General features: G+C 36.2%; 15 protein-coding genes. 4 read left to right on the top strand and 11 right to left on the bottom strand.

Annotated elements, in window-relative coordinates:
- Positions 1-5: 5 nt before the first annotated feature.
- Genes potA through HZF24_RS01100 form a run of 4 tightly spaced genes read left to right on the top strand, consistent with a single transcriptional unit; the run spans position 6 to position 3727 of the window.
- Positions 6-1046 (top strand): spermidine/putrescine ABC transporter ATP-binding protein, encoded by a 1041-nt coding sequence (potA, locus tag HZF24_RS01115; RefSeq protein WP_179236414.1) that lies wholly within the window; start codon positions 6-8, stop codon positions 1044-1046.
- A 1-nt stretch (position 1047) separates the two neighbouring features.
- Positions 1048-1890, top strand: a complete 843-nt coding sequence (locus tag HZF24_RS01110; RefSeq protein WP_179236413.1) for an ABC transporter permease — start codon at positions 1048-1050, stop codon at positions 1888-1890.
- Positions 1884-2690 (top strand): ABC transporter permease, encoded by an 807-nt coding sequence (locus HZF24_RS01105; protein ID WP_179236412.1) that lies wholly within the window; start codon positions 1884-1886, stop codon positions 2688-2690. Before HZF24_RS01110 ends, HZF24_RS01105 begins: the two co-directional genes overlap by 7 nt.
- Positions 2687-3727, top strand: a complete 1041-nt coding sequence (locus HZF24_RS01100) for an ABC transporter substrate-binding protein (protein ID WP_179236411.1) — start codon at positions 2687-2689, stop codon at positions 3725-3727. The genes HZF24_RS01105 and HZF24_RS01100 overlap by 4 nt, the downstream gene beginning before the upstream one ends.
- Before the next feature lie 40 nt (positions 3728-3767).
- On the opposite strand, the gene HZF24_RS01095 is transcribed toward HZF24_RS01100, so the two are convergent.
- The 11 genes from HZF24_RS01095 to HZF24_RS01045 form a co-directional block, all read right to left on the bottom strand.
- Positions 3768-4010, bottom strand: coding sequence for a biotin/lipoyl-containing protein (locus HZF24_RS01095; protein WP_179236410.1), 243 nt, complete (start codon positions 4008-4010; stop codon positions 3768-3770).
- 24 nt (positions 4011-4034) lie between these two features.
- Positions 4035-5225 (bottom strand): MFS transporter, encoded by a 1191-nt coding sequence (locus tag HZF24_RS01090; RefSeq protein ID WP_179236409.1) that lies wholly within the window; start codon positions 5223-5225, stop codon positions 4035-4037.
- Positions 5226-5259: 34 nt separating this feature from the next.
- Positions 5260-5487, bottom strand: coding sequence for a lipoyl domain-containing protein (locus HZF24_RS01085; protein WP_179236408.1), 228 nt, complete (start codon positions 5485-5487; stop codon positions 5260-5262).
- Positions 5488-5555: 68 nt separating this feature from the next.
- Positions 5556-6038: a gamma-glutamylcyclotransferase gene (locus HZF24_RS01080; protein ID WP_179236407.1), complete on the bottom strand. Its 483-nt coding sequence runs from the start codon at positions 6036-6038 to the stop codon at positions 5556-5558.
- A gap of 14 nt (positions 6039-6052) precedes the next feature.
- Positions 6053-6565, bottom strand: a complete 513-nt coding sequence (locus HZF24_RS01075; RefSeq protein WP_179236406.1) for a gamma-glutamylcyclotransferase — start codon at positions 6563-6565, stop codon at positions 6053-6055.
- Positions 6566-6793: 228 nt separating this feature from the next.
- Positions 6794-7747: an ABC transporter ATP-binding protein gene (locus HZF24_RS01070; protein WP_179236405.1), complete on the bottom strand. Its 954-nt coding sequence runs from the start codon at positions 7745-7747 to the stop codon at positions 6794-6796.
- Positions 7748-7758: 11 nt separating this feature from the next.
- Positions 7759-8751 (bottom strand): ABC transporter ATP-binding protein, encoded by a 993-nt coding sequence (locus HZF24_RS01065; RefSeq protein WP_179236404.1) that lies wholly within the window; start codon positions 8749-8751, stop codon positions 7759-7761.
- Between the two features lie 12 nt (positions 8752-8763).
- Positions 8764-9654: an ABC transporter permease gene (locus HZF24_RS01060; RefSeq protein ID WP_179236403.1), complete on the bottom strand. Its 891-nt coding sequence runs from the start codon at positions 9652-9654 to the stop codon at positions 8764-8766.
- A 24-nt stretch (positions 9655-9678) separates the two neighbouring features.
- The gene (locus HZF24_RS01055; protein WP_179236402.1) at positions 9679-10653 is read right to left on the bottom strand and encodes an ABC transporter permease; all 975 of its coding nucleotides are present in this window, start codon (positions 10651-10653) and stop codon (positions 9679-9681) included.
- Between the two features lie 79 nt (positions 10654-10732).
- Positions 10733-12358, bottom strand: coding sequence for an ABC transporter substrate-binding protein (locus HZF24_RS01050; protein WP_179236401.1), 1626 nt, complete (start codon positions 12356-12358; stop codon positions 10733-10735).
- A gap of 554 nt (positions 12359-12912) precedes the next feature.
- Complete coding sequence (locus HZF24_RS01045; RefSeq protein WP_179236400.1) at positions 12913-13866, bottom strand: ABC transporter ATP-binding protein; 954 nt, start codon at positions 13864-13866, stop codon at positions 12913-12915.
- Positions 13867-13868: the final 2 nt, after the last annotated feature.

The raw sequence follows: 13868 nt of genomic DNA, 5'->3' as shown, positions 1-13868 counted from the left end.
AAAAAATGGACAATGCAATAATCCAGTTAAATAATATAACTAAAAAATTTGATGGTGAAATAGTTCTTGATGACATTAATTTATCTGTAAAAAAGAACGAATTTGTCACGCTTTTAGGTCCCAGCGGCTGTGGTAAAACAACGACACTGAGAATAATAGGCGGATTTGAAACTCCCGACGAGGGTGAAGTATATTTTGACGGAAATTTAATCAACGATGTGCCTCCTTTCAAAAGACAATTAAATACTGTGTTTCAAAAATATGCTCTTTTTCCTCATATGAACGTTTTTGAAAACATTGCTTTCGGGCTGAGAATAAATAAAATGGATGAAAAGCTTATAACAAATAAGGTTGAAAAAATGCTTGAGCTTTTTAATCTGAAAAATTACGGTAAGAGAAGAATCGATCAGCTTTCGGGCGGTCAGCAGCAGCGTATTGCAATCGCAAGGGCATTGGTAAATGAGCCGAAGGTTCTTTTGCTGGATGAACCTTTGGGAGCGCTTGATTTAAAGCTGAGAAAAGAAATGCAGCATGAGCTGAAGGCAATGCAGAAGCAAATAGGAATCACATTCATATACGTTACTCACGACCAGGAAGAGGCTTTGACAATGTCGGACACAATCGTCGTTATGAATGACGGAATCATACAACAGATGGGAACACCCATAGATATCTACAATGAGCCTGAAAATGCATTTGTTGCTGACTTCATAGGAGAAAGCAACATATTGAATGGTGTTATGCACGATGATTACCTTGTAGAGTTTTTGGGCAAAAAATTTGACTGCGTTGACATAGGCTTTGGCAGAGGCGAAGAGGTTGATGTTGTAATACGACCTGAGGATCTGGACCTGACTCCAAAAGGAGAGGGTAAGCTTGAGGGAGTTGTAAAATCTGTTACATTCAAGGGTGTTCATTACGAAATGGACATAATGGTGAATGATTATGAGTTTCTGGTTCATTCGACGGATATGGCTCCTGTAGGTGAAACCGTGGGCCTGACTCTTACTCCCGACGATATACACATAATGGAAAAGGGGGATTAACTTGAAAGACAGAACAAAGTATTTTGCTTATCCCTATGTATTGTGGATAATAATATTTATTGTTTTTCCGTCATTCTTAGTTCTTTTATACAGTATGACAACAAAGGAATCCAACGGACTTACAACAATACAATTTACGTTGGAAAATTTTAAAAAATTTTTTAACCCCCTGTATATAAACATATTGTGGGATTCAATATATTTGGCAGCAATTTCGACCGTTATATGTCTTTTATTAGGATATCCTGCGGCTTACATTATATCAAAGGCTCATTTGTCTAAAAGGAATACATTATTGTTTTTATGTATACTGCCTATGTGGATGAACATGCTTTTAAGAACCTATGCGTGGATGACAATACTTGGAAATAACGGTATTATAAATAATCTGTTAAGCTTTCTGGGTCTTCCCACATTTAATATGCTTTACACCAGAGGAGCTACGGTAATGGGTATGGTTTATAACTTTTTACCGTTCATGATACTTCCTGTTTATACTGCCTTAAGCAAAATGGATATCGGCATATTGGAGGCGGCAGATGATTTAGGTGCAAATAAATATGTTAAATTCAGAAAAATAATATTACCTCTCAGCATGCCCGGAGTTATATCCGGAATAATTATGGTTTTCATGCCTGCCGTAAGCACATTTATTATACCGCAGCTTTTAGGTGGCAATAAAAATATGATGATTGGTAATTTAATAGAAAAGCTGTTTATATTGAACGGTGATTGGAACTTTGGCTCTTCTATTTCAATAATAATGATGATTATTATTTTGATTGCGATGTCAATAATGAACAAGTTTGACGTCGACAAGGAAGGAGGAGCAAGATTATGGTAAAGAAGTATCTTACTAAAATTTATATGGGATTAATCTTTATTTTCCTGTATGCTCCCATAATAGTCCTTGCTGTTTTTTCCTTTAACGAATCAAAGTCAAGAGGAAACTGGACAGGATTTTCATTGAAATGGTATATCGAACTGTTTCAAGATGTGGATATAAGAAATGCATTTTATTATACGATAACTATAGCGATAGTATCAGCCATAATTGCAACTATTCTGGGAACTGTTGCCGCAATCGGTATAAACAGCATGAAGGGAAAAATTAAATCAATTATATTGAATATAAATTATCTTCCTGTCGTTAATCCTGATATAGTAACAGGTATTTCATTAATGATATTGTATATATCATTTAGCATCAGCTTTGGTTTTAACACTATGCTTATTTCCCACATAGTGTTTAATACTCCTTATGTAATACTTTCAATACTGCCGAAACTGAGACAGCTTGATGTCCACATGACGGAGGCGGCTATGGACTTGGGTGCAACACCCATGTATGCTTTGAGAAAGGTTATAATTCCTGAGATTAAGCCGGGAATCATCACCGGATTTTTAATGGCATTCACATTATCTATAGACGATTTTATCATAAGCTATTTCACTAAGGGCGAAGGCGTTACAAATCTTTCCATAGTTATTTACTCAATGGCAAGAAGAGGTGTGCGTCCGACAATCAATGCGTTATCAACAATAATGCTTGTAGTAGTTTTATTGTTAATGATATTAATAAATAAAAGATCTAACGGGGTCGAAAGCCGAAAGAAAATTAACAAGAGCGAGGTATTTAAATGAAAAGAAAATTAATATTGATTGCAGCCGTGCTTTGCATTGTATTAATTGCATTAACCGGATGCAGCAAGGATCAAACTCAGACATTAAGCATTTTAAATTATGACATTTATATGGACAAAAGCTTGCTTAACGAATTTGAATTAAAATATGGTGTTAAAATTAAGTACGACACATATTCAACACCTGAAGAAATGTATATCAAAGCAAAAGCGGGAGCTTCAAATTATGATTTGATAATTTCAAGCGAGTATATGATTGAACGTATGATTAACGAAGGAATGATCAATAAATTAAACTTTGATAACATACCTAATTATAAATATATTGATGAAACCTTTAAGAATCAACCTTATGATCCGAATAACGAATATGCGGTGCCATATTTCTGGGGAACATTAGGAATTTTATACAACAAGAACAATGTTGATGCATCATCTGACAGTTGGGCAATGCTTTGGGATGAAAATCACAGCCAAAGGATTATAATGATGGATTCCCAAAGAGATTCATTCGGAGCGGCTCTTAAATTATTAGGTTATTCTATGAATACGGTGGATGAAAAAGAATTAGATGAAGCTAAAGAATTATTAATTAAACAAAGACCCCTGATTATGACTTATATCACTGATGGAGCACCGGATATCATGGTAAACGAAGAAGCTGACATGGCATTGGTATGGTCCGGTGAAGCAGTTTCTGCAATGGCTGAAAACGAAAATTTAGATTTTGTTATCCCTAAGGAAGGAAGCAATATCTGGATTGATGCAATGTTTATTCCGGCTACAACCAAAAATCAGGAATTAGCTGAAAAATTCATTGATTTCCTTTGCACAACAGAAGCAACCCTGAGAAATATCGATGAAGTATGGTACTCAACAGTCCATACAGAAGCAATCAACGAGGTTGATGAAGAGCTTCTGAACAATCCTGCTTTTAACATTCCTGAAGAAGATATCGAAAAGATGGAAATGTTCAGAGATCCAAAAGAATTTATAGATTTATACACTGAAAGATGGACTGAAATGACAGCAGAATAAGTAAATAAGACAGTATCCGAAAACAAATTCCGGATACTGTTTATTTATTTATGCAGCTAATAATTGCAATAATATCATTAATACTGCAATGTTCAAATCCTTTATATAAAATCTTATTTAATATTCCTTCGCATGGCGCCAAAATATCTGTAGTTATTTTAAAGGTTTCTATCTGTACCAAGGGTTCATCCTTTTTGACATAGTCTCCTTCTTTTTTATACCATTCAACCACTATGGCATTTTCCGCTCTCTGACCTTTTAAAAGTTGTAAATCTACCTTCATATTCATTATTATACCAACCTTTCTCTAACCTTCATTTATCATTTTTGCTTTAATCTGCCTATATATCATGCACGTAACTGCACCTATCAGGAAAATAAGTCCAATGAATGCAAAGGTTATTCTCTTATCAAAAGCATAGATGAAGCCTATAATCATTGAGCCTACGAACATACCTAAGGATCTGATTGCATTGAATGTTCCGCTGATGGTTCCCGTATTTGATTTATCATTGCTTTCAGTTGCCATAACCTGTAAAATAGGAAGATATATAGCATTAACAGTAAAATGAATTAAAGTAACGGCTATAAATATAGGTATATCTTGTATAAAACACAAAGCTCCTGCTGATATTCCGCATAAAACCAATATATATACGATAGATGTACGTATGTTGGTTTTTTCAGCAATAAATACATTTATTGTTATATTTGATACTAATCCGATAATTCCGACTGCAGCCTTTATATATCCGTTGTAAGAAGAAGGAAAATTAAATTCATCCTTTATGAAATAATTCAATACGTTATCAAATGAAATAGTTGCAAAGGTTGTCAGGAATACAGCTATAAGAAACACTATAAAGGTTTTAGTGGCCACCTCTCTTATACCTATGAGAGCAACGAAGGGATTTATGGATTTGACAGTATTTACATGACTGCATTTAGTTTCAGGCTCTCCCACAAAGAAATAAAGATACAGGCAGCACAGAATCAATACAACGATCTGGAAAGCAAACACAAGTGCAATTGAATAGCTGCCCATAACTCCTCCTATGAAGTATCCCAAAGAGTTGGACAGAGACAGAATTGCGGCATAATAGGACATATGCTTCGTTCTCAAAGTCCCTCCTGCACTTGAATTAGTTACATATGCTAAAAATGCAACCATTATTCCTCCGGCAAAGGATCCTCCTAAAAATCTTGCCACCAGTGTTGTAAATGTACCTCTTGCGTAAAAAAGCATCAACTGGGCTGCAGCATAACCTAAGGAAGTAATGATTAGAGTGTTTGTATGTCCCAGCTTGTCTCCGACTCTTCCCCAAAATGGAGAAAACAAAAACATTCCTGCCGCCACAAATCCAAATGCAATACCGAACATATAGTCCGGAAGATTTAAATTTTTATAAATGGTTGGCAGTATGGGCAGTATAACGCAGTTCATTGCATTTATCAGCAATATCATAATATAAAATCTTAAAACGGATACCTTTTTCATAATAACCTTTCTTGTCACGTTGACAATCCTTTAATTATTCTATTGTTGCAATATCAGCATGTATATTTACGTGTGAATACTCTTCACATAAAATGCATAATATCCCCTCGCAAGGGGCCTTTACATCTGTAAAAACCTTACTTGTTTCTACCGTTGCTATAGGTTCACCCTTTTTTACATATTCGCCTTCCCGTTTCAGCCATTTTACCATGTACGCTTCTTCTACTACGGGAGCTGACAGATGCTTTAGTTTTACATTCATTTTTACCTCCAAAAGCTGAAAGCACCGCCTGTTTAAACGATGCTTTCAGCTTATATGAGAATTTACTTCTAAGCTAAGCTCTCTGCCTCTTTTTGTCCCAAAGCTTCCAATTTTTCGACATACTCTGCCGGGAAATTAAACTCTTTAGCACCTTCCACCATGTGTGATAAATATTCTTTACTTGGCAGAGAAATACCCGTAGGATTTTTTATAGAATGTGATACTGTGGCATATGCCACACCATCATTGCCCTTAACCGCTCTATATTCTCTGGTATATTTTCCTTCATTAATTTTAACTAATTTATCAAGGCTTAAAAGTGCCTCTTCCGATACCTCCCAAACAACTCCATATAAAGTTTCTCCCTGAGCATCTGTTAAGCAGCAGCCTCCTTCAAATTCTTCACCTTTATCATCCTTATATGAAACGAAGCTGACTTTATGATCAGGACATACAGCTGTTGTAACAAGCTTCGCATCAGGAATCCATTTTTTTACTAATGATGAATCCAACCATTCACAATAAATGTATAAATAATTTAACCTAGCCATTCTAATACCTCCTCTTATCTTTCCGCAGCAGATTTACCGGGTCTTCCCGGATTTGGATTAGGACGATCCACCCTTGGACAATCACCGGCAACATTGTAAACACCCATAACCTGTTTAATATATTCGAACGGAAATCCTTGTATATTTAATCCCGTAACAACGTTGTCCCAATAGAAATAAGGGGCTTTCATTGAATTACCAGGGTCAGACAAAGTATATGTCCAGCAATTATAAATATTGCCATCATCTCCATGAGCAGTGAACGACATTCTGACAAAATCATCGAAATCTTCATCATATAGTTCTGCAGGAATTTCAACTATTATACCTAAGCATCTTTTCCCCCATGAGTTTGAAGTGTTATCTAAATGACACCATCCTCTATCCCCTCTTTTACTCGCATCTCTCCATTCCATAGCGAAGTTGTCCACATAACCGGTAGTAATTATTTTTGCTTCAGGCCAATAACGATGTAATTCATCCGGATTCATCCAGGTACACCAACCGAAGTAATAAACCTTAGACATATTGTCTACCTCCTATTATTATATTTAAGCTAAGCTTACTATATCATTTGCATGTGACCATCCAAAATCTAACATTTGTCCAATCTGTGAAAGTTTTATGAATTTACTGTCAAAAGTAAATTTAAACTTTATATTCAAAATATATGTCTCCGGATAGAGTAAATCGTATCCGAAGACATTGGAGGGATATAATGATTTTGTAAAATAATTAATACCGTGTATCAAATTTTATTTATATAAGATGCACGAAACAAAATGATTTGCATTTACTTCTTTCAAGCTTCTATCAGGTGATACGCATTCCGATTTTGCATATTTACACCTTGATGCAAATCTGCAGCCTGGTTTGGGATTTATAGGACTTGTAACCTCACCCTTAATAACTGTCCTCTTTTTATTCCTGTATTTTAAGCTGGGAATGGGGATGGCATCCAATAGGGCTTGCGTATACGGATGTAACGGGTTACTGAACAATTCTTTTGTCGATGCCACTTCTACACACTGTCCTAAGTACATAACAGCAATTTCTGTACTAATATGCTTCACCACGCTAAGGTCATGTGTAATGAACATGTAAGAAAATCCATGTTCATCCTGAAGATCCATCATAAGGTTTAAGATTTGTGCTTGTATCGACACATCCAGAGCCGAAACAGGTTCATCACATACAATAAACTCCGGCTCAAGCGCTAACGCTCTGGCTACGCCTATACGCTGCCTTCTGCCTCCGTCAAGTTCGTGGGGATACGTGTTTACAAATCTATTGGCCAATCCTACTGTATTCATTAATTCATTTACTTTGTCATCCAGCTCTTTCTTATCAGTAATCGTCTTACATACCCTCATAGGCTCGGCAATAATTTCACTTACAGTCATTCTCGGATTTAAAGATGCATAAGGATCCTGGAATATTATCTGCATATTCTTTCTCATTTCATGCATTTTAAGCTTATCATACTTCAATATATCTTCACCTTTATATAATACTTGACCACTTGTAGGTTCCAGAAGTCTTAATATAGACCTTCCCAATGTTGACTTACCGCAGCCTGACTCTCCTACAACGCCTAATGTTTTACCTCTCTCCACCGTAAGATTTACATCATCAACTGCATGGAGGTCTCCTTTTGGCGTTTTGAAATATTTTTTTAAACCGACTGTCTGAATTAATGGTGTGCTCACAATATTCCTCCTTAACTCATTGTCTTTGATTCATTTTTTCTATCAAATAAATGACATTTAATCATGTGTGTGTCTAAATAAGCTTCTTCGGGATTTTCTGCTTTACATATTTCCATGCAGCTTGCGCACCTTTCCTTAAACGAACATCCTACGGGAAGCTCTGAAGGATCAGGCATCATACCTGCAATAGGCTTTAGTCTTTTTGATTCTTCATTCATGTTTGGTATGGAGCCAAAAAGTCCGATTGTATAAGGATGGTGATGTTCTCCCTCAAATATATCTTCTATATTGCCTATTTCGATAATCTGGCCTGCGTACATGATTGCTACTCTGTCGCATATCTGAGCAACTACACCTAGGTCATGTGTTATTAAAATCATGGATGTATTCAATTTATCTTTAAGCTCCTGCATCATTTCCAAAACCTGTGCCTGAATTGTAACATCAAGTGCCGTTGTAGGCTCATCAGCTAACAACAAATCCGGCTCACATGCCAAACCAATTGCTATGATAACTCTTTGCTTCATACCGCCTGAAAACTGATGAGGATAATCATTCTTTCTATCTTTACTGATACCAACTAAATTTAATATTTCGTCCACACGTTCTTCTATTTGTTGTTTTGACATATCTTTTTTGTGTATCTGAAGAACTTCCGCAATCTGCTCACCTATCCTGAGAATCGGATTAAGGCTTGTCATAGGGTCCTGAAAAATCATGGAAACCATATCTCCTCTGATGAGTCTCATATCTGCGTCCGTTGCGTTTATAATATCTATATCTCCTAATTTAACAGAACCTTCCGTTATAAAACCAATTTTTTTAGGCAACAGTTTCAAAATACTTAATGCCGCAGTAGTTTTTCCTGCGCCTGTTTCTCCGACAAGTCCCAGGGTTTCGCCTTTATTTAAACATAGATTTAATCCGTTAACTGCATATATATCTGATTCATCTGTTTTATACTTAACATGCAGATTTTCAATTTCTAGTATTTTTTCACCCATGTTGATTCCTCCCTAATTTTTCAACTTTGGATCTAACGCATCCCTAAGTCCGTCTCCAATTAGATTCATAGCTATAACAGATATTAGAATCGCAATACCGGGGATAGTTGTCAAATAAGGGTAGTATCTCATCTGAGCCTTGTTATCCGAAAGAATTGTGCCCCATTCCGGTTGTGGAGTAGGTACTCCAAGACCTATAAAGCTTAGTGATGAAATTGTTAAAACTGTTAATGCCATAGTAATGGTCGCCTGAACAATAATCGGTCCGATTACATTTGGAAGTACATGCTTGTATATTATCCTGAAATCACCTGTACCGCACGCTCTGGCAGCTTCTATATATTCTTCACCTTTGAGAGAAATTACTGACGAACGAACTATTCTTACAAACTTGGGTACCGTTGAAGCACTCATTGCAACAAGCAGATTGAAAACACCCTGTCCAAGTGCAGCCACTATACAAATAGCCATCAATGTTTGCGGTATCGCAAGCAAGACATCCATAAGACGCATTATTGTACTATCTATCCTTCCGCCGTAATAACCTGAGACAGCTCCTACAAGAGCACCAAAAATCAGTGATATTATAATTGAACCTACTCCCAATGAAAGAGAATATCTTGCTCCCCAGATAATTCTTGCAAACATGTCTCTTCCATATTCGTCTGTCCCGAACCAATACTCTGAACTTGGTTTTATAAATCTATGTTTCATGCTTTGCTCCACAACCTTTTCATAAGGAACTATGAGAGGTGCGGAAACCGCAATTATAAACAGGATAATTAATAGTATTAATCCAGCTACCGCCATTTTATTTTTTTTATATCGAAACCAAACTGATTTTAATTGACTTCTCTTTTTAATTTCCACTTTGTTAACTTTGCTGTTTGCAATATCAGTCATTAATTTGATTCCTCCCTCTTCCTGTCAGATCTGTAGCTTTTTAGAACTTTTAATCTTTATTTTTACATATTCCGACCTCAATCTCGGGTCAATATATACGTATAGAACATCTACAAAAAGATTAACTACACCAATACATGTGGCAACAAACAATATAGAACCCATAACAAGGGGGACATCCCTGCTTGTAACAGCATTAACCAATAAATATCCTACTCCGTAAATACCGAATACCTTCTCGGTAACAAGAGCACCTCCCATTAATAATCCAAAGTTAAGACCAACTAATGTAACTACAGGTAACAAGGCATTTCTAAGCGCATGTCTCGTAATAACGCTTCTTTCTGTGGCTCCTTTTGCTTGTGCCGTCCTGATATAATCCGAACGAATAACTTCTAACATAGTGGAACGTGTTGTTCTGACCAGTGCTGCCATCATACTTGCCATACATGTTACTGTAGGCAGAATCCAATGCTTTATTGTACCCAATCCTTCCGTCGGAAAGGCAGCAGGAAACCATTTAATATTAACGGCAAATTGCAGCATGAGCATAAGTCCCAGCCAGAATAAAGGCATTGATGTTAACACAAGCATAGCTGCCATACTTAAATTATCCCATATGCTGTACTGCTTAACCGCAGAAATTATACCTATAGGCATTCCAATAAGAAGCATTAATCCTACAGATGTGATTGCCAATATTAACGTCTTTGGAATAGTCCTTCCGAGCTCACCCGAAACCTTTGTATCATAGTTCCATGATTTACCCAGATCACCTTTAAATACATTCTTCATGTAATTAATGTATCGTACTAAGAACGGATCATTCAAGCCCAATTCTTCTCTTTTGGCCTCGTATGTTGCCTCATCCGCTCCGTTTCCTACGATGTTCATAACCGGATCTCCCGGTGTAAAAGATAAAATTGCAAATACTATGAATGATATTCCAATTACTATCGGTATAAGAATTAACAGCCTTCGAACTATATAACGTAACATTCTTACCTCCTGTGTTTCTTAACTAAGGGGCTATACCATGACAGCCCCGGGTAATTCTGCTTTTGAACCGGTTAATTTATTACTCCCAAGTCCAGTCCTTGATATCCCAAGCAAATACAGGGCTTGCTACTACATTCTTAACATTCTTGTTAGCTGCTATAATAGAAACATAATTACATAACGGAATCATAAATAAATCATCATGGAAAATCTGTTGTGCCTGTGCATACAGTTCAGTTCTGACAGCTACGTCTGTTTCTCCTCGCGCTTCATCAAGCATCCTGTCCAATTCAGGATTTCTGACATTTACGTAATTTCTTTTCTGCCCTGAATAATACAGAGGATACAATGCTTGGTCAGCATCAGGAACATAAATACAAAGATTCATAACTCCCAGATTGAAATCATGTGCTGCAACGTCTGACCAAAAGGTATCAACGATTACTACCTTAATATCAATACCTATTTTAGCCAATTGAGCCTGGATAATTTCACTTGGTTTTTTGTATGTGTTAGAATTATATGTTTTCATTTCAATAGTAAATCCGTTAGGATAACCTGCTTCAGCAAGCAGTTGCTTTGCTTTTTCTAAATCTTGCTCATAATCCGAAACTGCGTCTGAATAGCCTGTAGCTGCAGTCGGTATCGGAGAGTGTAACACACCGCCAACTCCGTCAGTTGTACCTATAGCTATTTCTTCCTTATCAAGTGCATATGCTATAGCCTGACGAACCTTATCATTTTTAAGGTATTCGTTGTCTTTGTTAAGCATCAGCCAGATCAGCATAGGAGTATCTGAATTCTGATACCATACAAGATCCGGATTTGATTCTATAGCCATTTTATCGCTTGCAGGTGCATGTGATAAAGCATCTATTTCGCCTGATTCAAGGGCCATTAATGCCGCGTTTGCATCAGTCATGATTTTAACTGTAACCTTTTTAAATGCAGGTGCGCCTTCAAAATATTGTTCATTTGCTTCCATTGTGTAGCTTTCACCGCTGACCTTGCTCGCAAATTTGTATGGACCTGTTCCCATAGGATCGATTTCGCCGTATACGCCTCTGCTCTGTGCATTTTCGGATGAATCCCAGTTGGTTCCCATTTTTTCCAAAGTATATTCCTTGTTCATAATTCCAACCAAATTCATCGAAAGACCTTCCAATGCTGCAGCATATATTTTGTCATAATGCAATGCTACGGTGTATTCGTCTATTACCTCTGCATTGTTGAAGAAAACCAAGTAGTCTTTAGTGTATGTTTCATACTTATGCCATTCATTCAGTGACCACGCAACGTCTTCGGCAGTCATCTTCACACCGTTGTGGAAATATACATCGTCTCTTAATTCAAATGTATATGTCAGGTTATCTTCTGAAATATTCCAGCTTTTTGCAAGCTCAGGTTCAATTTCGCCTGTTTCAAAATTCTTTCTTACAAGATTATTCCAGAACTGGTTGTTCATGATTACTGTACCCTGATCATTTTCTCCACCGGGCCATATACTTGATATACCTCTTGTCAATCCCATGATTATTTCAGTTTTTGCAGAAGCAGAAGGTGCCTTTTCATCACCTGCAGATCTTTCATCCTGTTTTTCCGGTTGTTCAGGGCCTGAAGACTGACTTGCAGGCGCACAAGCTGTTAACACTATCATTGAGCAAGCCATAATAAGTGAAAATATTGATAATAATTTCTTTTTCATTTTAACTCTCCTCTCTTTTGCATAATTATATATTTATTTGCCATAAGCAAATTATGCATAAAGCTAAACTTTGTATAACTTAAACAGATAAAATATTAACAAAAACAATTCAATAAAAAAATAATAATATTCTGTTATCAGACCAAAATATTCATATATCCCTATAATTAACAATGACGATACAACCTGTAAAACTGCGTATTGACCGACTATTACAGCATATATGCGTCTTGCTTTTTTGTAGGGATACTTACTATGCTGAAGCAAATAATACATAGACACCAAATAAATAATCACAAAAGAAACAAACGTAAATATATAAGTAATTATGAAATATTTATTTGTAACATCAAAAATATAAAATGCTGTCAGGCTTAAAACAGAAATATAGCAAAAGAAAATTAAACTGACAATTTTCATGTTCCTGTTAAATAACATACAATTTCTCCATACATAAAACTTTTGTACATAAGTAAAAATGCTTATAAATATCTTTAACGTTTTCATTTATTATAAATATAATAAAACATTAAATTAAAATAATCGTATTCCTGTCAAATACACAAAACACATGACACATAATGACTTGGAGCCACCTCTTTTAAAGGAATCAGACTGCCTAAGCATTCCTTTTTAGATAAAGGGCATCTTGCATAAAATCTGCATCCTTGTATCGGATTTATAGGGCTCGTAACTTCACCTTCTATTAACTTCTTTTCCTTTCCCAACAGGCTTAAATTTGGAACGGGAATTGCATCTAATAATGCCTGAGTATAAGGATGAAGAGGATTCATAAACAGTTCATCCGCCTTTGCTATTTCTACGCATTGACCCAAGTACATTACGGCTATTTGATCGCTGATATGCTTAACAACACTTAAGTCATGTGTAATAAACATATATGTAAACCCTTCCTTTTCTTGTAAATCCATCAATAGGTTAAGAATTTGCGCCTGTATAGAAACATCTAGAGCAGATACAGGTTCGTCACATACGATAAATTCAGGTCCTAAAGCTAAAGCTCTGGCTATACCTATACGCTGTCTTCTGCCTCCGTCCAGCTCATGGGGATACGTATTGACAAATCGTTCAGCTAATCCGACAATCTCCATTAATTCGCTAACCTTATCACTTATGCTTTTTTTATCGCTTAAAGTTTTATTTACTCTTATTGGGTCTGTTATAATTTCACTCACTGTCATGCGAGGATTTAAGGATGCATAAGGATCCTGAAAAATTATCTGCATTCTTTTTCTTATTTCAAATAATCTGTTCTTATCGTATTTCAAAATATTCTCGCCATTATATAGAACCTCCCCTGAGGTCGCCTCTATCAGCCGTAATATTGTTCTTCCCAAGGTAGATTTACCGCAGCCTGACTCTCCTACTACGCCGAGAGTCTCTCCTTTATTTATTGAAATATTTACATCATCAACCGCATGGAGCATCCCTATGGGTGTTTGGAAGTATTTTTTAAGATTATTTGTCTGAATTAAAGTTTTGCTCATTT

This window comes from Sedimentibacter hydroxybenzoicus DSM 7310 (assembly GCF_013403245.1).
Classification (GTDB): domain Bacteria; phylum Bacillota; class Clostridia; order Tissierellales; family Sedimentibacteraceae; genus Sedimentibacter; species Sedimentibacter hydroxybenzoicus.
Note: the sequence above shows the minus strand (reverse complement) of the source record. Positions and strands in the feature narration are given on the sequence as shown.